The sequence below is a fragment of the Lysinibacillus sp. JK80 genome (genome assembly GCF_027557635.1).
GTDB lineage: Bacteria > Bacillota > Bacilli > Bacillales_A > Planococcaceae > Lysinibacillus > Lysinibacillus capsici.
Window position 1 is genome coordinate 4,011,392 of the sequence record NZ_CP058997.1, and the last position, 21,345, is coordinate 4,032,736.

Below are 21,345 nucleotides of genomic sequence, written 5' to 3' on the forward strand. Positions count from 1 at the left end.
TACGTTCCTCCGCTTACGCTTTTTCAATCGGTGCAAATTGAGCAAGTAATCGCTTTATACCAATTGGTTGTGGGAATGCGATATCAAGCTCTGTACTATCACCTTCACCTTTTACACTAACAACCATACCTGTTCCCCATTTTTTATGAATCGCCTTATCTCCAGCTTTCCATCCAAATTGATCTCCCCCCGTTGCTTGTAAACGTGCTGTGGCAGGTTGTGTTTGCTGAATAGCACCCAGCGTACGCTTTTGATGGCCACCGGTTGAACGATTGTTAGTAGCAAATGGTACTGTTGATGTTGTCCCTGCCTTAGAAATTGACTCTGTAATATCTTGAGAAATTTCACCTAAAAATCGGGATGCATTATTAAAGCTTGAACGACCAAAAATCGTACGGCTTTGGGCACATGTTAAATATAGACGTTCCTCAGCACGGGTCACACCTACGTACATAAGGCGGCGTTCCTCTTCCATTTCATCTTGATCGTCTAGTGAGCGGGAATGTGGGAAGATGTTTTCCTCCATACCGATTATAAAGACAACTGGGAACTCTAAACCTTTAGCTGCATGCATCGTCATTAAAATAATATTGCCTTTAGATGCATCCTCCTTGTCGAGCGCATCAATATCAGCTATAAGGGCTAAATCTGTTAAAAAGGCAATTAAGCTTTTATCATCACTACGCTCTTCAAAAGCCTTTGTGACAGATAAAAACTCTTCAATATTTTCTAAACGGCTTTCTGCTTCAATTGTTTTTTCGTTTTGTAACATTGCTCGATAACCCGATTTATCAATAACTTGCTCCACAATTTCAGTGACAGATAGATATTCCTGCATTTGTGTAAAGCCTTTAATCATGGCATAAAATTGCTCAGCCGAATTTGCTGCTTTCCCTGATAATCCCATGAAAACAAGATCATTCATCGCATCAAAAATCGAACGATCCTGATCTATCGCATAACGTGCCATTTTTTCAAAGGAAGTTGCACCAATACTGCGCTTTGGCTCATTAATAATACGTGCTAGTGATAAATCATCATCATTATTAGCAATAAGTCGTAAATATGCTAGTAAGTCCTTTATCTCTTTTCGATCATAGAACTTTGTTCCGCCTACTATTTGATAGGCCATATTGGACTTAACAAGTACTTCCTCCATTACACGAGATTGAGCGTTTGTACGATATAAAATAGCAAAGTCATCAAATGAACGATTTTCTTTTTCAATTAACTGTTGAATCGTTTGTACAACAAATTGCGCTTCCTCCTGCTCGTTATAAGCTTTATATAGTGCAATCTTTTCACCTTCTGAATTTTCTGTGCGTAATTCTTTTGGGTAACGTGTTGTATTATTTTGAATGACGTCATTGGCTGCCTGTAGGATGCGTTTAGTTGAACGATAATTTTGCTCTAGCATAATCACCTTTGCAGTTGGATAATCCTTTTCGAAGGATAGGATATTCCCAATATCTGCACCACGCCAACGATAGATAGACTGATCGGAATCACCTACAACACAAATATTTTTAAATTTCTTTGCTAGTAACTGTACAAGTAAATACTGAGATTTATTGGTATCTTGATATTCATCAACATGAATATATTGAAATTTATTTTGATAATATTCAAGCACTTCAGGTACACGTTTAAACAACGTAATCGTCGTCATAATCAAATCATCAAAATCAAGGGATTGGTTGCGGCGTAATCTTTTCTCATAGCCTTTATAGACACGTGCAACTGTTTGTTCATAAGGATTCTTATCATTCATTTGGCCTGCGTAATCATCCGCTGCTATACACTCGTTTTTTGCTGCACTAATAGCATTTAAAATTGCTCGTGGCTCAAAACGTTTTGGATCAATATTTTCTTCCTTCATCACATTTTTGATGACTGAAAGCTGATCCGTAGAATCTAAAATAGAGAAATTACGAGAAATGCCTAGTTGATCGATATTACGACGTAAAATTCTTACACACATAGAGTGGAAAGTAGAAACCCACATACTATCGCCCGTACCATTACCAAGAATGCCATCAATACGTTCACGCATTTCTCGTGCTGCTTTATTTGTAAATGTAATCGCTAAAATTTTAGAAGGATATACTTCCTTTTCGATAACTAGATAAGCAATACGATGTGTTAAAACTCGTGTTTTTCCTGACCCAGCACCTGCCATAATGAGTAATGGTCCTTCAGTTGTTTTAACTGCTCTTTCTTGTTCAGGATTCATGCCTGCTAGTAAATTTTTTGTTAACTGTTCCATTTCGCACCGCCTTACAAACATTTGTTCTAAAATTATAACGTATTTTTAACAGCCTTAACAGTCGCAAGTGCAGCTTTTAAATCTTCGTAAATAATATTTCCAACTACTACCGTATCTGCAACGCGTGCCATTTCCTCTGCTTGCTTTACAGATGTTATGCCACCACCGTAAAAGAGTTTGGTATGCTTCAGTTCGTTTTTCACAGCACTAACTACCTCTAGATTGCCATACATTCCACTGTACTCTAAATAAAAAACAGGCAGTTTAAAGAAATTCTCTGCCATGCGTGCATAAGCTACCACGTCATCAATCGTTAAATCTGTTTTCGCACCCGTTACATTGGCTACTTTACAATCAGGATTTAAAATACAATATCCTTCCGCTACTAATTCATCCCATACCATAATATCGCCGTATTCTTTAATAGCCTCATGATGTAAATTTTTAATCCATTTTGGATCATCACTATTTAATACCGTTGGGATGAAATAATAGTCGTAACCTGGTGTTACCGCATCGATCGTAGAAATTTCAAGTGCTATCGGCACCTCAAAACGACGCACTCGAACAAGTAAATCTAATACCCCATCCAACGTTACATTATCTGTTCCCCCGACCAAAATAACATCTGTCCCAGACTCGCAAATTTTTTCTAATGCTTCATCGGAAATGTCCTTCGCTGGATCTAGCTTGAACACATGTCTCCATTCTAAATAATCCATCTATGTTTACCACCTATCATTTTCTATCTATTCGTTTACAAGTATAGCTTATGATTCACGACAAAAAAATGAAAAAGACCGAGTAGAACTTCTACTCAGCCTTTTTTCTGACTATTCTTTTGGTGCTTGGAATGGTTTTTCATCTGGATACAAACGACCTAACATTTCATCATATGTATCATTCCCATAATCGAAGCAGCGACGCACGCGCGAAATAGTTGCAGTACTTGCCCCTGTTTCCTTTTTAATGGATTCGTAGGTTTTCTTTAATCGTAATAAATGTGCAACCTCAAAGCGTTGTGCCAACGATTGAATTTCACTAATCGTACATAAATCATCAAAAAACTTATAGCATTCCTCGATGTCCTTCAACTCTAACACTGCTTTAAATAATTGATCTGTTTGATGCCCCCGAATTTTTTCGATTTGCATACAATTTTCCTCCCTTTAAGGCTGCGTTTTCACCATTGCTTGTAACCCTGGCGAAGATGGTACGAAATGAACCCACGACTTTCCTGGTACAAGCTTTACAGGATCCCCTGTTTGCTCTACAGCCATTGGTATTCCATTAACATTAGCCCATTTGACTTCCCTCAAATAGCCATTTTGAAATACATACGCATTTCCACCAGACGTTAAATCAATTGCTTGGCGACCAATATCATCAATTGTTTGGTGATCCATTTCGAAAAATAGAACATTTGCTAATGACACTGTTTCGCCTGTTAACATATCTTTTGTGTCCACGCTAGCCGATTGTCGTTCATAGTGATTCGTTTGATGATTATACACATACGCGTTATGGAAATCTTCATTATTTCCGTAATAAATGTCAACTTGACTTGTTTCAATACCTATTTTACCACGTTCATCTGGTTCATAAAAAGCCTGAAGTACTTTTTCACTGTAATTCATTGAAGCGCCTACCATTTCAGCACCTTTTAGAATGTTTTCTGATGTAATATAGGAATTGTGTGGTGCAACGCGGTCGTTAGAACGTTTAAACAGAATACCATCATAAGCCATACCGTTGATATTGTCGACGATACGATGATCAAGCATTGTTTTCGCCTCTGGACTATAGCCATGTGCTACATAAAAGGCATCAAATCCCTTGGCCATATCGATAAAATAAGAGCGTGCACTACGAACTGGTCCAATATTTTCAGGCAGTTCACTTTGGTATACTGCTAAAAAGCGTGTCACATTACCTTCTGCAAGCATTTCATAAATGATATCCGCCGCAGCTAAGCCTGATTGTGGACGTGCCGCTGGATGATTATTAATGGTTACGATAATTGGTCGCTGTGTAATTTCTTCTTGTATAGCCTCCCCAGTAAGTGGTGCAACAAATGCTGGTTGTTGCACAGGCTCCTCCACTACTGCTTCTTCCTCTACAATTGGTTCATCATCCTCTTTGACTTTTGGTGTATCCTTTGAACATCCCCCGATTACCAAAGCACTAAATGCAAAAGCAATCCATAATTTTTTCGATTTGAACACAAGCATATCTCTCCTTTGAACAATTACAATATTTGTAATTGTTTAAACAACTGAAACACTTTCATGAATTAGCGCATAACAGCAGGTAATAATAACTTATTCTTCATCACATCGAAAATTCCTTGTGGTGTTATACGAATATATGGTAAATGAGTAGATTGTAAAAATAATAATGTATAAATGGCATCTCCTAATTGATAGCCTCTATCTGCTAAAGCTTGTTTTAAAGCCTTTTCTTTCTCTGTTAAAGTGAATACATCTCCATCATATAAAAGTCCACCAATTGTTAATGGTATGTCCGCTATAACTTCTCCTTTTTCGACGAGAACAATACCACCATTCATTGCCTTCATTTCTTCGAAGGCTTTAATCATATCGTCTTTATTTTTTCCAATTAACAATATGTCACCCGTGTTGGAATAAGAGGATGCAAAGCCTTGGACATCCGTTGCAAATCCTTTAATCATTGTATTTACATGCCAGTTGCCTTTTCGGTTAATGAGCATTAAATAACACTCATCATGATTTGCCAATGGCCCTTCTTTCGTAATTAAAGAATTATAAGGCTTTGTAATCACATCATTAACTAATTGAATCCCAAACGGCATAGAAAACTGGAAATCCTGTGAATCTAATGAGAAATCTAAATCTAAAGCTGGGATGGCAGAATAATCAATTGTCGCCATTCTATGCACACGATCTCCATTACGCTTCAACCAGACACCCTTTGATAAAACACTTTCTGGAACAGGATGATATTCATCTTGTAAAATATTGAGTGAAGCAAAACGCCCTGTTGCGATAAAACCATGTAAATTAGACATGTTGTAATAACGTGCTACATTATAGGAAGCCATTTGATAAGCATCAATAGGAGATACCCCTGCATCTAAAGCTACTTGAATGCATTTATCCATCACACCATCCTCATGGAATGAAGGAGTTGAACCGTCTGTTGTTATCATTAAATGATCAAAGATTGGAAGCTCTTTTTCTACTATTCCTTTTAGTAGATGTGGTAAATCTGGTCGTATGGAAGAATGACGTAAAGTTACAGCATAGCCCTGCATAATACGACGCTCTACCTCTTCTACTGTCATTGCCTCATGATCACCATCAGCACCGAGCAGTTTCATTCGTGCCAATGTTCTTTCTGAAGCTCCAGGGAAATGACCTTCAATTTTTTTTCCCAGTCCCTTAGCCATTTGCATACGATAAAGCATTTGATCGTCGCCATGCAACAGCTTAGGCCAGCCTGTCAACTCTCCACCAAGTAAGACATCACTTCGCTCTAACCACTCTACTATAGAAGTATTAGAGAAAACCTCTTCTTCTTGCTCCAATTCAGTTTGTGAGTCAAAGCGAGTCCACCAATAAAAAGAAAAAGGTAGCTTTTTCAAACTCTCTAAAATTGAAAACGCTTTCTTATTTTCTAAATTTAAAACAAAGCTTAAATTATCCGAAATAAAAGTTGTTGTCCCAAGCTGACCACAAAAATCTGCAAATGACTGTGGATGATAAAGCTGGAATGGGTGTACATGTGGCTCAATATAGCCAGGTACGATTGTTTTTCCTGTACAATCCACCACTTCTGTTCCTTCTAATAAAGGAGGCATTCTGTCACCAGCATAGACAATGCGATCTCCCAAAATCCAAATGTTCCCTACTATGAATTGCTTTAACATACTATGCAAATAACGTGCATTCTTCAGAACGATATCTGGTGCCTTTTTCCCATCGATTACTGCTAATTGTTGACGTATTTTTGTTATTTTCCATACTGGATCCATGCTATTCGCTCCTTCCTAAATTACGTAATTTTTCATTGTGTAAATCCAACTTGAAATCACATACTACTACTGCATAATCGCATATTTTCATAAAAATTATGCTTTATGCAATCATCTTGTTTCAATCGTAACACAGCACTTTCATAAAGCAAAGTGCACCTCGCTTATTTTTTCCACAATGACTAAAGGAGGAAGTAATGATGATGCAGCAAGCAAATTTAAGCGAAAAGAACGCATTTTGTCGTTTTGCCATGGGGACAAGTTTAACCGCATTTGGTATCGCTAAAGTTTCTAGAAATCCTAATTGTACAAAAGGTCGATTAATGATTGCATTAGGTGCCATGAAAATGGCTGAGGGACTTTTTAAATATTGTCCAACGAAAGCAGTTTTAAGCTCCAATATGCAGAATGCCATGAACACCTCTATGCAAAGTATGTTCAGCGGGCAAAATTCTATGTCTACTGAACAAATCGATAAGCTCATGAAGGATTTTTCCTCTGCTATAGCTGGTAATTCTTCAGGTTCACAAGCTACTGCTTCAAAACAATCTAACACCAGCACTTCAACTCAAAATTCCTCAAATAGTAGCGATTCTTCAACGAATAAAGCTCAGAATCCTTCTTAGTCAAAGGAGCCGTCCCAATCTATTATTGAGACGGCTCTTACCTCTTACGTTTTGAAACAACAAGAGGTTTCAAAAGACGATAAAAAATATTTAGTGAAAATAATAATTACTTAAACGTACGCCAGCCAATATCTTTACGGAAGAAAAAGTGATCCCATGTTTCCGTTGCAATACCTTCATAAACCTTTTCCTGTGCTTCTTGTAAAGTAGCTGCTTTTGCACCAACTAACAGTACACGTCCTCCATTACCAACGAATTGACCGTCTACTAATTTTGTACCTGCATGGAAAACTGCATGTGATGTCGAAAGTGCCTCTAAATTCGGTAATACCTTACCTTTTTCAACGTCTCCTGGGTAACCCTCTGCTGCAATGACTACACCAAGCATTGCTTCTTCTGACCATTGTAAATCAAAAGGCTGTTCATCCATTAACGCCATCATAAATGCACCAAAATCTGAAACCATACGTGGCAATACAACTTGCGTTTCAGGATCACCAAAACGAGCATTAAACTCTATGACCTGAGGACCTTTATTCGTTAAAATTAACCCTGCGTATAAAATACCTGTAAAGGAAGCACCATCTGCCTCCATCCCTTTAACAGTTGGTTCTACAATAGTTTGAAATGCAATATCTACTACCTCTTGTGGGATTTGTGGTACTGGTGAATAAGCACCCATACCTCCTGTGTTTGGTCCTTTATCACCGTCATAAGCTCGTTTATGATCTTGTGCAATAACCATTGGATAAATTTGTCCTTTGTGCACAAAAGACATAAAGGAGAATTCTTCACCGTCTAAAAATTCCTCAACGACAACACGTGAAGAGGATTCACCAAAACGTTGGTTTCCAATCATATCCTCTACAGCTTCAATCGCTTCTTCCTCTGTCATTGCCACAACGACGCCCTTACCAGCCGCTAAACCATCAGCCTTAATGACAATAGGCGCCCCTTGTTCTTTAATATACGCTATTGCTTTTTCTGCTTCAGTAAATGTTTCATGTGCTGCTGTAGGAATATTGTATTTATTCATAATTTCTTTCGCATAGGATTTACTGCTTTCTATTTGAGCAGCAACTTTTGTAGGACCAAAAATACGTAAACCTCTAGCTGTAAAGAAATCGACAATGCCTTCAGCAAGCGGCTGTTCTGGGCCAACAAATGTTAATGCAATATCATTTTCCTTGGCAAATTGAGCGAGACCTGCGAAATCCATTGTATCAATAGCAACAACTTCTACTTCGCCTCGCATCCCATCATTTCCTGGCGCTACGAATACGTTGTTCACTGATGGAGAGATGCTAAATTGTTTAGCGATTGCATGCTCACGGCCACCGCTTCCGATTACTAATACATTCATTTTAGAGAATCCTCCTCTTTGTAAGTAAAACCGAGATGAACCAACATCTCGGTCTGTTTAGATTTCTATATAATTCTACAATTAATGTTTAAAATGACGTACGCCTGTGAATACCATCGCAATGCCGTATTCATTTGCTTTATCAATGGAATCTTGATCTTTAATGGAACCACCTGGTTGAATAATTGCTGTAATTCCTGCAGCTGCTGCCGCCTCCACAGTATCGCTCATTGGGAAAAATGCATCCGATGCTAATGCAGCACCTTTCGCTTTTTCTCCAGCTTGTTCAAAGGCAATTTTAGCTGCACCTACACGATTCATTTGCCCTGCACCAACCCCAAGTGTCATTTGAGAATCTGTTACAACAATCGCATTGGATTTCACATGTTTGACAACAGACCAACCAAGTTGCAATGCTTCCCATTCTTGCTCTGTTGGTTCACGATCTGTCACCACTTTAATATCCGCATTGCCAAAGCCATAACGATCTGGCTCCTGTACAAGAAGGCCACCCTCAACTGATACTACATTGAATGAATCTTGTTTCGCTTGCTCGAAAGGAATTGTTAGTAAGCGGATATTTTTCTTTTTCGTTAAAATATCTAATGCTTCTTGTGAGAAAGCAGGTGCAATAATAATCTCTAGGAAAATATGACTTAGCTTCTCAGCAGTTGCTGCATCCACTTCCATATTTAATGCGATAATACCGCCAAAAATAGATGTTGGATCTGCTTCATATGCTTTATCGAATGCTGCCTCTAACGTGACACCAGTGCCAACACCACATGGATTCATATGTTTCACCGCTACAGCAGCTGGCATTTCAAATTCTTTTACAATTTGCAATGCTGCATTACCATCTTGAATATTATTGTAGGATAACTCTTTACCATGTAATTGTGTAGCATAAGCTAATGAAAAGTCAGAGCCAAGACGCTTTTGGTAGAAGGCCGCTTTTTGGTGAGGGTTTTCGCCATAGCGTAAATTTTGCTTTAATTCATATGTCATCGTTAAGCTCTCTGGGAACTCTTCTTCAGTCAGGTAGTTCGAAATATAAGAATCATAAGCGGCTGTGTGACGGAAAACTTTCGCAGCTAGTTTACGACGTGTTTCAATTGTTGTGGCACCGTCTGCTTTAAGTTCCTCTAATACTGTTGCATAGTCATTGCTGTCCACGATTACTGTTACATATTGATGGTTTTTTGCAGCAGAACGTAACATTGTTGGACCACCGATATCAATGTTTTCAATTGCATCATCCCAAGTTACATTAGGCTTTGAAATTGTTTCAACAAACGGATAGAGATTCACACAAACAATTTCAATTGGTTCAATTCCATGCTCATTCATCTGTGCTTGATGAGAGACATCATCAAACTTTCCTAATAGACCACCGTGAATCATTGGGTTTAAAGTTTTCACACGACCATCTAAAATTTCAGGAAACTTCGTTACTTCATCTACTGCTGTTACAGCTACCGCATTATCCTGTAACATTTTTTTTGTACCGCCAGTTGATAAAATTTCATAACCTAATGCTACTAATTCCTTTGCAAATTCTAAAATACCATCTTTATTGGAAACACTGATTAATGCACGTTTTGTCACAACAATATCCTCCTAATTTTTATCGTGCTGTCCACGACTGACTTGCTTCAATAGATTAATAGAGTTAGGTCTTACTTGTTGAGTAGGATTCTCGACCTAACTCCCTCTTCAGTTACTGTAATAATTGCTGTAATGCCTTTGTATATAATAAATGCTCTTGTTTGTGAATTTCAGCTTCTGTTGCCTCGCGATTTCCTTCAATGACAGGTACCGCTGCCTGAGCGATAATTGGTCCAGTATCCATTCCTTCATCAACAAAATGCACTGTTACACCTGTTATTTTCACACCATGATTAATGGCTTGTCCAATAGCGTCCTTTCCAGGAAAGGCAGGCAATAGGGACGGGTGAATATTAACAATTCGCTGTGGAAAGGCTGCCAATAATACGTCACTGATTAAACGCATATACCCAGCAAGCACAATCCATTTCACATCGCACTCATGTAAAGCTTCGATAATAGCTGTCTCATATGCTGACTTTGAGACAAACTCTTTTGGATTCAATGCTAACACTGGAATCCCAAAGTTTTCAGCACGTGTTACTACAAATGCTCCAGGCTTATCTGTGACCACTAGTGCGACCTTTGCATGGAGTTCACCACGTTCAATGGCCTCTTGAATGGCTTGAAAATTGCTACCGCTACCTGACGCGAACACGGCTATTTTTGTTGGTGCAGTCATTACACTAAACTCCCATCATGTGAGCCATTAAATACTACTCCGTCACCTTTAATAACACGTCCGATTGTATAAGCCTTTTCACCATTTGCTTCAACTGCATCGATTACTTTATCAGCTTCAGTTTCTGGCACAGCTATTACAAATCCAATACCCATGTTAAACACATTATATAAATCTTTATCTTCTAGCTGACCTTTCTCTTTTAGGAATTCAAAGATACGTAATACAGGCCAAGAACCTAAGTCGATTTCCGTTGCTAGTCCCTCTGGCATCATGCGTGGTAGATTTTCATAGAAACCGCCACCTGTAACATGTGCACAGCCATGTACATCTGCTGCCTTTAAAGCTGCTAGCACAGGTTTAGCATATAGCTTTGTTGGCACTAGAAGCGCCTCACCGATTGGGCCTAGATCTTCATAGCCTTCTACAATAGCATCCACAGCATATTGATGATCTGCAAAGACAATTTTACGCACTAAAGAATAACCGTTTGAATGTACACCACTTGATGCAATTCCAATAAGTACATCGCCTTCTACGATTTCTTCACCTGTCACGATAGCAGACTTTTCACACGCGCCTACTGCAAAGCCAGCTAGATCATATTCATCTTCTTCATAAAGACCAGGCATTTCCGCAGTTTCTCCACCTATTAGAGCCGCACCTGATTGCACACAGCCATCTGCAACACCTTTGACAATTTGTTCGATTTTTGCAGGCTCTGCTTTTCCAAGAGCTACGTAATCTAAAAAGTACAGCGGTTCTGCTCCTTGAGCAACAATATCATTTACACACATTGCTACACAGTCCACACCGATTGTATCGTGCTTGTCTACCATGAAGGCTAGCTTTAGCTTTGTTCCAACACCATCTGTCCCCGAAATAAGAACAGGTTCTTTAAGATTCAGTTCTGACAAGTCAAACATGCCACCAAAACCACCAAATGTCCCCATTACACCTAGACGGTTCGTACGTTCAACATGAGACTTCATTCGTTTTACGGCTTCATAGCCCGCTTCAATATTTACACCTGCTTGTTCATATGCCTTTGACACGCAGAGTTCCTCCTTATCATCCAAGTCGCCTAAGTTTCCTAGATAGAAATGACTGTAAGACACTAATTTGTTGCGATGTTGTTCTTAACGTAATAATTCTTTTTCATGTGGCAAAATCGTATCCGGAAAAATCTCTGTTGGATATTTGCCTGTAAAGCATGCAAGACAAAGTCCTCGGTTTTCATCTTCGTATGGTCGTGCAATTGTTTCTACCATCCCCTCAACAGAAAGGAATGTCAGAGAATCTGCACCAATTGCTTCACGAATTTCATCTACATTATGACTAGAAGCAATTAGTTCTTCATGCGTTGATGTATCAATGCCATAATAACAAGGGTTTGTCATCGGCGGTGATGAAATCACAACATGAACTTCCGCTGCACCAGCATCTTTTAGCATTTTGACAATGCGACGAGATGTTGTACCACGAACGATAGAATCATCAACCATTACTACTTTTTTTCCTTTTACGACTTGAACAACAGGTGAAAGTTTCATTTTCACACCACGTTCACGTAGCTCCTGTGTCGGCTGAATAAACGTACGACCAACATAACGGTTTTTAATAAGACCTAATTCATAAGGGATTCCACTTTCTTCTGCAAAACCAATCGCTGCGGAAATACTTGAATCAGGAACACCTGTTACAACATCTGCTTCAATATGCGCACACTCACGAGCAAGCTGTTTACCCATACGTTTTCGTGCCATATGAACGTTAATACCATCAATATCCGAATCAGGACGTGCTAAATAAACATATTCCATCGCACACATCGAACGTTTATCCATATCAGCAAAACGATCTGATTTTACGCCCTCATCATTAATAATGATTAATTCACCTGGTTCTACCGAACGAACGAATTCTGCACCAATTAAATCGAATGCACAAGTTTCAGAAGCTACCACCCAGCCATCTCCTAGCTTTCCAAGAGATAATGGACGTAAACCATGTGGATCACGTGCAACAAGCATTTCATCCTTTGTCATAATTAAGAAAGAATAGGCACCCTTTAAAAGAGATAGGGCATTTTTCACCTTCGCACGGAATGGTGAATGCGAACTTTTCTTAATAAGATGCGCCAACACTTCTGTATCAGAGCTAGAGTGGAAAATGCTACCTTGTCGCTCTAGATATTGCTTTAAATGTGTCGCATTGACTAAGTTACCGTTATGGGCAATTGAAAGGCTACCAGTTGAGGAGTGGAATAATAATGGCTGTACATTTTCAATACCGCCACCACCAGCAGTCGTATAACGAACATGCGCAATAGCTGCTTTGCCGTTCACTGCTTTTAATTTATCTTCGTTGAAAACATCATTAACTAGTCCTTCGCCTTTCACCGCGCGAAGATGCTGTCCGTCTGAAACGACAATTCCAGCGCCTTCTTGTCCACGGTGTTGAAGAGCATGAAGCCCGTAATAGCTAAGGTGTGCTGGATTTGGGTTACCCCAAATACCAAACACCCCACATTCTTCGTTTAAGCCTCTGAGTTCAGCAAGCATGGGATTGCTCCTTTCCAATTAGAACGGAATTCCTCCACTGTACCTTCTACAAGCACACCTTTGTCCCCGTTTATTTTCACAAGTGCATCGTTTGTTACGACACCAATTTTTTGAGCATCTTTCATGATTTCTACAAATGCTGCAGCATTTTCTTCTTTAACTGTGACAACAAAACGAGATTGACTCTCACTGAATAGCGCAGTTGTTGCAGAGCCTGTTAATGTTACATCCACACCAAGACCGTTAGCGCCAAATGTTGTTTCAGCAATCGCCACAGCTAGACCTCCCTCTGCTACATCATGCGCAGATTGAACAAGGCCTGCTTTAATCGCCTTTAATAAAGCTTGCTGACGTGTCGCTTCAACCTCTAAATCAATAGCTGGCGCTTTCCCTGAAATAACACCATTATTTAAAAGTTTTTGAAGCTCTGAACCGCCAAATTCTGTTTTTGTCTCACCAATAACAAAGACAAGATCTCCTGCTGCCTTTACATCCTGTGTCGTTACATGTGCTAAGTCTTCAATAAGACCAACCATACCAATTGTTGGCGTTGGATACACCGCTTCGCCTGAACGCTCATTATAAAGAGAAACGTTACCTCCGATTACTGGAGCATTTAATGCCGTACAAGCTGCCGAAATACCATCTGCAGATTTTTCAATTTGCCAGAAGATTTCTGGTTTCTCTGGATTACCAAAGTTTAAGCAGTCTGTAATCGCAAGTGGCGTGCCACCAGTTGCCACGATATTACGAGCTGCTTCGGCTACTGCGATAGCACCACCCACTTCTGGATCTAAATAGATATAACGTGAGTTACAGTCTGTTGTCATTGCCAACCCTTTATTTGTGCCACGTACTCGAATAACAGCAGCGTCAGAGCCTGGTTTAACAACTGTTGATGTACGTACCTGATAATCATATTGATCGTATACCCATTCTTTAGAAGCAATTGTCGGTGCTTTTAATAAAGCAATTAGTGTTTCTTTGTAATCAGTCACAGCAGGTTCAGTGTTTTCGATTGCTTGGAACTGAGCATAGTATGCAGGTTCTGCAGATGGTTTATGATAAACAGGTGCATCTTCTGCTAATGCGTCTGCAGGTACCTCTGCAACTACTTGTCCTTTGTGTAGCAGACGAAGCATTTTATCATCTGTAACGCGACCAATCGCTACTGCATCTAAATCGTATTTATCGAAAATCGCTTTAATTTCATCTTCGCGACCTTTTTTCACAACTAAAAGCATACGTTCTTGAGACTCAGACAACATCATTTCATACGCTGACATTCCTGTTTCACGCTGAGGCACTAAGTCTAAGTTCATTTCTACACCAGAACCAGCCTTTGAAGCCATTTCTGCTGAAGAAGAAGTAAGACCAGCTGCACCCATATCTTGAATACCAACTAGAGCATCCGATTTTACAACCTCTAAACAAGCTTCAAGTAAAAGCTTCTCCATAAATGGATCTCCAACTTGTACTGCTGGACGTTGGTTTTCTGATTCCTCAGTTAATTCCTCAGAGGCGAATGTTGCACCATGAATACCATCACGGCCTGTTTTCGCTCCAACATACATCACTGTATTACCTACACCAGCAGCAATGCCTCGTTGAATATCTTTATGATCAATTAAACCGACACACATAGCATTCACTAGAGGATTACCTTCATAGCAAGGATCAAATTGAATTTCGCCACCTACTGTTGGGATTCCGATACAGTTACCATATCCTGCGATTCCCGCTACTACTTCTTCAAATAGATATTTACCACGTGCTGACTTTAATTCACCAAAGCGTAATGAGTTTAACATAGCGATTGGACGTGCACCCATTGAGAAAACGTCACGGATAATACCACCGACACCCGTTGCAGCCCCTTGATAAGGTTCAATTGCAGATGGATGGTTATGCGATTCCATTTTAAACACTACTGCTTGTTCGTCACCAATATCAACAATACCTGCACCTTCACCTGGTCCTTGTAATACCTGTGGACCTTTAGTAGGGAATTTACGTAGTACTGGCTTTGAATTTTTGTACGAGCAGTGTTCAGACCACATTACTGAGAAAAGACCTGTCTCTGTCCAGTTAGGTAGACGTCCTAAAATACCTTCTACCATTGCAAATTCTTCGTCTGACATCCCCATTCCAGCGTATAGCTTCTCATCTTTAATCTGCTGTGCTGTTGGCTCAAACTTAGTTGTTGACATGATTTTCCCTCCACTGCTTCACGATTGATTTAAATACTGCTAGACCGTCTGCGCCGCCCACCAGTGCATCAACAGCTCGCTCTGGGTGTGGCATCATCCCTAATACATTGCCGCGCTCGTTTATAATCCCTGCGATATCTTCTAAAGAACCGTTTGGATTGTCACCTGAGTATGTGAATACGATTTGATTATTATCTTTTAGTGATTGTAAAGTTTCCTCGTCACAGTAGTAGTTACCTTCACCATGTGCGATTGGAATATTGATGATTTGACCTTGCTCATATTGATTTGTGAATAATGTATTGTTGTTTTCAACTTTAAGCTGCACTGTACGGCACATAAATTTTAAGTTTTTATTGCGCAATAAAGCTCCTGGCAATAAACCTGCTTCCGTTAGGATTTGGAAGCCATTACATACACCTAATACAGGTTTACCAGCATCTGCTGCCTTCTTAACTTCTGTCATAATATTAGATTGATTAGCCATTGCACCACAACGAAGATAATCTCCATAGGAGAATCCTCCAGGTACTAATACACCATCAAAACCACTTAGATCTGTTGCTGTATGCCATACATATTCTACTTCTTCACCTAGCTCGTCTTTAATCGCATGATACATATCGATGTCACAGTTTGACCCAGGGAATACGAGTACTGCGAATTTCATGATTAAATAGCCTCCTCGACTTCGTAACGGTAGTCTTCAATTACAACGTTCGTTAAAACCTTTTCACACATTTCTTTTACTAGAGTATCAATGTCACGTTCTGAATCTTTAATTGATAGTTCAAGATATTTACCGATACGTAAATCTTCTACTTCACCGTAGCCCATCTTAGCTAAAGAACCTTGTACTGCAGAGCCTTGAGGATCAAGAATACTCTCACGTAATGTTACATAGATTTTTACTTTTTTCATTGTTATTTGCCTCCGAGTCTAGAAAGTATAATAGTATAAACTTCAGTTAAATTACCAAGGTCACGACGAAAAACATCTTTGTCTAACTTTTGCTTCGTTGTTGCATCCCAAAGTCGGCATGTATCTGGTGAAATTTCATCTGCCAATAATACATGACCATCCATATCACGGCCGAACTCTAATTTAAAATCAATCAATGTCACATTGACATCTGCAAAGATCGGCTGTAGCACTTTGTTAACGGCTAATGCACCATCATAAATAGCTGTTACTTCAGTTGGTGTGGCAAGTTCAAGAACATCAATATGTTCTGTCGTAATAAGTGGGTCGCCTAAATCATCGTCTTTATAATAAAATTCAACGATTGGTCGTTTTAAAGGTGTCCCTTCTTCAAGACCTAGACGCTTTGCTAAACTTCCAGCAGCAATATTACGAACAACTACCTCAATCGGAATAATTTCTACTTTTTTTACAAGTTGTTGTGTATCGGATAATCGTTTTACGAAATGTGACGCAATTCCGTTAGCTTGTAATTTTTCGAAAATTAATGAAGTAATGCGATTATTTAAAATGCCCTTACCTTCAATTTCCTCTTTCTTTTCACCATTGAATGCTGTTGCACTATCCTTGTACTCAACAAGTAGCACATTTGGCTCCTCTGTTGTGAACAATTTTTTTGCTTTACCTTCATACAAAAGTTGACCTTTAGTCATTTCGTTTTCCCCCTGATATTATGAGATACGCTTGTAATAATGTTCAGAATTGAACCGTATCTCTACGATTCAACTCTGAAACTTTTACTGGTGGCTCTAACATTTATTATTAGATGGCTAAATAAATATTAGTTAAGTCCTAGTCGTTCAAAAATCATATCAACATGCTGTAAGTGGTAGTTGTAATCAAAACAATCATCCAACTCTTCTTTTGTTAAATAAGATGTGATTTTTTCACTTGCATCGACTAATGTACGGAACTGAACTTGCTCGTCCCAAGCCTGCATTGCTAAAGGTTGTACTGTATCATAAGCTTCTTCACGTACTAGTCCTTTATCAATCAATGCTAGTAAGATGCGTTGAGAATAAATAAGACCAAATGTACGATCCATATTACGTTTCATGTTCTCAGGGAATACTGTTAAGTTTTTCACAATATTACCGAAGCGATTTAGCATATAGTTAAGAGTAATTGTTGCATCCGGTAAAATAACACGCTCTGCAGATGAATGTGAAATATCACGCTCATGCCATAATGCTACATTTTCATAAGCAGTCACCATATAACCTCGCATTAAACGAGACATACCAACCATGTTTTCAGAACCGATTGGATTACGCTTATGTGGCATTGCAGATGATCCTTTTTGTCCTTTTGCAAAAGCTTCTTCCACTTCACGTGTTTCAGATTTCTGTAGTCCACGAATTTCTGTTGCGAATTTTTCAATTGAAGTAGCGATTAAAGCTAATGCACCTAAATACTGAGCATGGCGATCACGCTGTAAAGTTTGTGTGGAGATCGGTGATGCTGCAAGTCCTAATTTATCGCAAACATATTGCTCAACACGAGGATCGATATTGGCATATGTTCCAACAGCTCCAGACATTTTTCCTGTTTCAATTACTTTGGCAGCTGCTTCAAAACGTTCAAGGTTACGCTTCATTTCCTCATACCATAAACCAAGTTTCAAACCGAAAGTTGTTGGTTCAGCATGAACACCATGTGTGCGTCCCATCATAACTGTATGTTTATGTTCTTTTGCCTTAGTAGCAATAATATCAATGAAATTTACTATATCTTTTCGTAAAATATCATTTGCTTGTTTGATTAAATAAGAAAGTGCTGTATCTACTACGTCCGTAGAAGTTAAACCATAATGTACCCATTTGCGCTCTTCTCCAAGTGTTTCAGAAACAGCACGAGTAAAGGCTACAACGTCATGACGAGTTTCTTGTTCAATTTCTAATATACGATTCACATCAAATGAAGCATTTTCGCGAATTTTAGCAACATCCTCTTTAGGGATATCTCCTAACTCTGCCCATGCTTCACAAGCTAAAATTTCAACCTCTAGCCAAGCTTGGTATTTATTTTGTTCTGTCCAAATTGCGCCCATTTCGGGTCTTGTGTAACGTTCAATCATCGCGTATCTCCTTCTATTCTGACCAAATGCCAGAACTCTCGATTTGTTGTAGTGTAGCTTCTAAGTCTTTTGTCATAATCGTCACATGGCCCATTTTACGGTTGACCTTAGCTTCAGCTTTCCCATAAAGATGTATGGACCATTCAGGATATTTAGCAATTGAGTTACTGAGTGGCACGACATGCTGCCCTAATACATTGACCATAATGGATGGTGCCCATAGTTGTGGCTTACGTAACGGCCATCCACAAACAGCACGAATATGCTGATGGAATTGTGAAACATTACATGCTTCAATTGAATAGTGACCAGAATTATGAGGTCTTGGTGCTAATTCATTGATAACAATACTACCATCTTCTAATACAAACATTTCTACCGCTAGCGTTCCTACTAAATGTAAATAATCTGCAATTTTCAAAGCTTCTCGTTCTGCAGCTTGAGCTGTGCTTTCAGTTATGCGAGCAGGTACTATTGTCTCGTGAAGAATATGATGAACATGAATGTTCTCTCCAACTGGCTGACAATACGATTCACCATGACCATTTCTTTGAACAATGACCGATACTTCCTTTACGAAAGGAACAAATCCTTCTGCAATACATTGCGAATGCGTGAATAATTCTTTCGCTAAAGGCAAATCTTCAGTTGATTTTAAAAGCTGCTGTCCCTTGCCATCATAACCACCTCTTGCTGTTTTGACTATACAAGGATAACCAATCGAATCAATATTGGCTACTAATTCTTCATAAGTTTTTGCAACAATATATGGTGCTACTGGGCAACCAGCTTTCACAATAGCTTCTTTCTCTGTTATACGGTTTTGTGTAATACGTACCAACTCTGCTCCTTGAGGAACATAAGCCATTTGTGATAAACGCTTTAAGCCTTCATAATCAATATTTTCAAATTCATATGTGATAATATCACTTACTTCTGCAAGTTCTTCTAAAGCAGCTTCATCATCATATGGAGCTACAATGCGAATATCTGCTACCTGCCCACAAGGTGAGTCCATTGCTGGTTCAAGAACAGCCACTTTAAAACCTGACTCCTTTGCAGCAAGTGCCATCATTCGACCAAGTTGCCCTCCGCCTATAATGCCTATCGTTTGTCCAGGATAAATAATCTTCGTCACACTAAGTCACCTGTACTTTCTAATACTTGCTGCTTTGTTGCTTCACGTCTAGCATCTAATTTATTAGCAAGCTCCGCATCTGTTGTTGACAAAATTTGAGCTGCAAGTAACCCTGCATTAGTCGCTCCTGCTTTGCCAATCGCTACAGTAGCTACAGGTACGCCACCAGGCATTTGAACGATGGATAATAGTGAATCAAGTCCATTAAGTGCACGGGATTGAACTGGTACACCGATGACAGGTAATGTTGTTTTAGCTGCCACCATTCCTGGTAAATGTGCAGCACCGCCTGCTCCAGCAATAATTACTTGTATTCCTCGCTCGCGAGCTGCCTCTGCATATTCAAACATTAAATCAGGTGTACGATGTGCTGATACAACTTTCTTTTCGTACGGTACTTGTAATTCATCTAAAATATCACATGCATGTTTCATTGTTTCCCAGTCACTTGAACTACCCATAATGACACCGATTTTCGGATTCATAAATTGTCGCTCCTTTTAAACGATAGAAAAATGATCAATTATTTATTGTGCTAGCCTCTATTTTGAATAGCTACTGCAATTCTTATTTACAAAGAAAATCCCCAAATAAACTACTCTCTACCAGTACACGTGAAAGCAGTTTACTTGAGGATTATTCGGACAAGATCGTCTCCATGTACATAGCTGTACAAAGACCTTCTCACCTTACGCCAAAAGTGCTTTCCCGCATAGTCCAGCATTTACGGTGCCGGGTAGAGACACTAGAGCCAATCCTCTAGCATATATGTGGGATCTATTTGTTTTTCCTTCTCACATTTTAACAAGGGATTGTCTTATCGTCAATCCAAAAATGCGAACATTTTTTATTAGGTGAAAAAAAACGTTCGGTTTTTAGTCAAAATCATTCGATATCTTGAGCAGGTATACCTTTAAACTGAATTTTTTGGCGCAAATAAGCTGGCTCACCATCTACGATATGAAAAAGTGGCTCTTCTTTTCGTCCTATGACCATAAAGCCATCTTTCCGCATTCTTGCCAAGCAATCCTCGATTGACTCGTTTTCCTGTACCTCATACCAAATTTGCTTTTTTCCCAACTTTTTCTTCCTTTCATTTGTACATATTCATTCACAACCAATTTGTAATTCATTATACCTTTTGTTGCTTACAGAAGTATGTAAGAACTTAAATAAATAGAAAAAACTGCAGAATTCCTCTCCGCAGTTTTGATGAATGCTCATGGAACAAAAAATGCCTTTAAATAGATACAAAAAAATAATAGCAGTAGGAACAAATGAAGGACAACAAGAACCATACGATATCCTTTGATGCCAAATAGGGCACTGGTGATGCCTAAACCACCTAAAATAAACGGCATAAACATATTTACACGATAGAGAAATGTAAAAAAGTTTCCATACCATTTGGTTGAATCATAGCCAAACATAAAGAATATAAGTAGTAGACTTGAGATCGAAATCGCAGAAAAAATGTTCTGCCTCATTTTGATTCCTCCATTATTAAATCCAGAATGTATCTAGGCGAAAGAAATTTCCTTTAAATCCACTTGTAAATATTAAATATATTATAGCATTTTATGAATAGTTCACAAAATAAAAAAAAGCCATGGAATACATCCATGACTTTTTAATTGCCTAGCGACGTCCTACTCTCACAGGGGGAAGCCCCCAACTACCATCGGCGCTAAAGAGCTTAACTTCCGTGTTCGGTATGGGAACGGGTGTGACCTCTTTGCCATCATCACTAGACTATGGTCGACCTTCCATACACGGCGTATTGCTGTGTCTAGAAGCTCTCTTTTTTTGTTGAAA

General features: G+C 39.1%; 20 protein-coding genes, 1 rRNA gene and 1 riboswitch. Of the genes, 1 reads left to right on the forward strand and 20 read right to left on the reverse strand.

Translation table 11 applies throughout. The features are described 5' to 3' along the window. Positions 1-13 precede the first annotated feature (13 nt). From pcrA to HXV90_RS20180, 5 genes are all read right to left on the reverse strand, one after another. The gene (gene pcrA, locus HXV90_RS20160; RefSeq protein WP_269897888.1) at positions 14-2,266 is read right to left on the reverse strand and encodes a DNA helicase PcrA; all 2,253 of its coding nucleotides are present in this window, start codon (positions 2,264-2,266) and stop codon (positions 14-16) included. Positions 2,267-2,298: 32 nt separating this feature from the next. Beyond that, on the reverse strand, positions 2,299-2,988 hold the full coding sequence (locus HXV90_RS20165; protein ID WP_269897889.1) for a heptaprenylglyceryl phosphate synthase: 690 nt from the start codon (positions 2,986-2,988) through the stop codon (positions 2,299-2,301). A gap of 111 nt (positions 2,989-3,099) precedes the next feature. After that, positions 3,100-3,420, reverse strand: coding sequence for a YerC/YecD family TrpR-related protein (locus tag HXV90_RS20170; protein ID WP_004225717.1), 321 nt, complete (start codon positions 3,418-3,420; stop codon positions 3,100-3,102). A 15-nt stretch (positions 3,421-3,435) separates the two neighbouring features. Then, on the reverse strand, positions 3,436-4,491 hold the full coding sequence (locus tag HXV90_RS20175; protein ID WP_333474108.1) for a DUF3048 domain-containing protein: 1,056 nt from the start codon (positions 4,489-4,491) through the stop codon (positions 3,436-3,438). 68 nt (positions 4,492-4,559) lie between these two features. Beyond that, entirely contained in the window at positions 4,560-6,281 is a 1,722-nt protein-coding gene (locus HXV90_RS20180) for an adenine deaminase C-terminal domain-containing protein (RefSeq protein WP_269897891.1), read from the reverse strand. Between the two features lie 197 nt (positions 6,282-6,478). Between HXV90_RS20180 and HXV90_RS20185 the strand changes: the two genes are divergently transcribed. Then, a complete protein-coding gene (locus HXV90_RS20185; protein ID WP_269897892.1) occupies positions 6,479-6,907 on the forward strand; it encodes a YgaP-like transmembrane domain in 429 nt (142 codons plus the stop codon). Between the two features lie 106 nt (positions 6,908-7,013). On the opposite strand, the gene purD is transcribed toward HXV90_RS20185, so the two are convergent. The 15 genes from purD to rrf form a co-directional block, all read right to left on the reverse strand. Further along, positions 7,014-8,270: a phosphoribosylamine--glycine ligase gene (gene purD / locus HXV90_RS20190; RefSeq protein WP_257962133.1), complete on the reverse strand. Its 1,257-nt coding sequence runs from the start codon at positions 8,268-8,270 to the stop codon at positions 7,014-7,016. Between the two features lie 81 nt (positions 8,271-8,351). Further along, on the reverse strand, positions 8,352-9,878 hold the full coding sequence (purH, locus tag HXV90_RS20195) for a bifunctional phosphoribosylaminoimidazolecarboxamide formyltransferase/IMP cyclohydrolase (RefSeq protein WP_066038207.1): 1,527 nt from the start codon (positions 9,876-9,878) through the stop codon (positions 8,352-8,354). 112 nt (positions 9,879-9,990) lie between these two features. Then, on the reverse strand, positions 9,991-10,560 hold the full coding sequence (gene purN, locus HXV90_RS20200) for a phosphoribosylglycinamide formyltransferase (RefSeq protein WP_004225729.1): 570 nt from the start codon (positions 10,558-10,560) through the stop codon (positions 9,991-9,993). Beyond that, positions 10,560-11,615 carry a phosphoribosylformylglycinamidine cyclo-ligase gene (gene purM, locus HXV90_RS20205; protein WP_269897893.1) on the reverse strand — a complete coding sequence of 352 codons (1,056 nt, stop codon included), beginning with the start codon at positions 11,613-11,615 and terminating at the stop codon, positions 10,560-10,562. Before purM ends, purN begins: the two co-directional genes overlap by 1 nt. Positions 11,616-11,699: 84 nt before the next feature. Continuing rightward, positions 11,700-13,124 (reverse strand): amidophosphoribosyltransferase, encoded by a 1,425-nt coding sequence (gene purF / locus HXV90_RS20210; protein ID WP_004225733.1) that lies wholly within the window; start codon positions 13,122-13,124, stop codon positions 11,700-11,702. Next, positions 13,100-15,334 (reverse strand): phosphoribosylformylglycinamidine synthase subunit PurL, encoded by a 2,235-nt coding sequence (purL, locus tag HXV90_RS20215; protein ID WP_048394894.1) that lies wholly within the window; start codon positions 15,332-15,334, stop codon positions 13,100-13,102. Before purL ends, purF begins: the two co-directional genes overlap by 25 nt. Further along, positions 15,321-16,004, reverse strand: a complete 684-nt coding sequence (purQ, locus tag HXV90_RS20220) for a phosphoribosylformylglycinamidine synthase subunit PurQ (protein ID WP_048394895.1) — start codon at positions 16,002-16,004, stop codon at positions 15,321-15,323. Before purQ ends, purL begins: the two co-directional genes overlap by 14 nt. A gap of 2 nt (positions 16,005-16,006) precedes the next feature. Further along, the gene (purS, locus tag HXV90_RS20225; protein ID WP_004225741.1) at positions 16,007-16,255 is read right to left on the reverse strand and encodes a phosphoribosylformylglycinamidine synthase subunit PurS; all 249 of its coding nucleotides are present in this window, start codon (positions 16,253-16,255) and stop codon (positions 16,007-16,009) included. A 2-nt stretch (positions 16,256-16,257) separates the two neighbouring features. Continuing rightward, positions 16,258-16,968: a phosphoribosylaminoimidazolesuccinocarboxamide synthase gene (gene purC / locus HXV90_RS20230; protein WP_048394896.1), complete on the reverse strand. Its 711-nt coding sequence runs from the start codon at positions 16,966-16,968 to the stop codon at positions 16,258-16,260. A gap of 128 nt (positions 16,969-17,096) precedes the next feature. Continuing rightward, a complete protein-coding gene (purB, locus tag HXV90_RS20235) occupies positions 17,097-18,392 on the reverse strand; it encodes an adenylosuccinate lyase (protein ID WP_004225746.1) in 1,296 nt (431 codons plus the stop codon). Positions 18,393-18,405: 13 nt separating this feature from the next. Next, on the reverse strand, positions 18,406-19,530 hold the full coding sequence (purK, locus tag HXV90_RS20240) for a 5-(carboxyamino)imidazole ribonucleotide synthase (protein ID WP_004225748.1): 1,125 nt from the start codon (positions 19,528-19,530) through the stop codon (positions 18,406-18,408). After that, the gene (gene purE, locus HXV90_RS20245; protein WP_004225751.1) at positions 19,527-20,015 is read right to left on the reverse strand and encodes a 5-(carboxyamino)imidazole ribonucleotide mutase; all 489 of its coding nucleotides are present in this window, start codon (positions 20,013-20,015) and stop codon (positions 19,527-19,529) included. The genes purK and purE overlap by 4 nt, the downstream gene beginning before the upstream one ends. A gap of 208 nt (positions 20,016-20,223) precedes the next feature. Next, a riboswitch (purine riboswitch) is annotated at positions 20,224-20,322 on the reverse strand. A gap of 93 nt (positions 20,323-20,415) precedes the next feature. After that, positions 20,416-20,610: an NETI motif-containing protein gene (locus HXV90_RS20250; protein ID WP_036076850.1), complete on the reverse strand. Its 195-nt coding sequence runs from the start codon at positions 20,608-20,610 to the stop codon at positions 20,416-20,418. A gap of 140 nt (positions 20,611-20,750) precedes the next feature. After that, the gene (locus tag HXV90_RS20255; protein ID WP_066038204.1) at positions 20,751-21,017 is read right to left on the reverse strand and encodes a hypothetical protein; all 267 of its coding nucleotides are present in this window, start codon (positions 21,015-21,017) and stop codon (positions 20,751-20,753) included. Between the two features lie 149 nt (positions 21,018-21,166). Beyond that, a 5S ribosomal RNA gene (gene rrf, locus HXV90_RS20260) occupies positions 21,167-21,282 on the reverse strand. Positions 21,283-21,345: the final 63 nt, after the last annotated feature.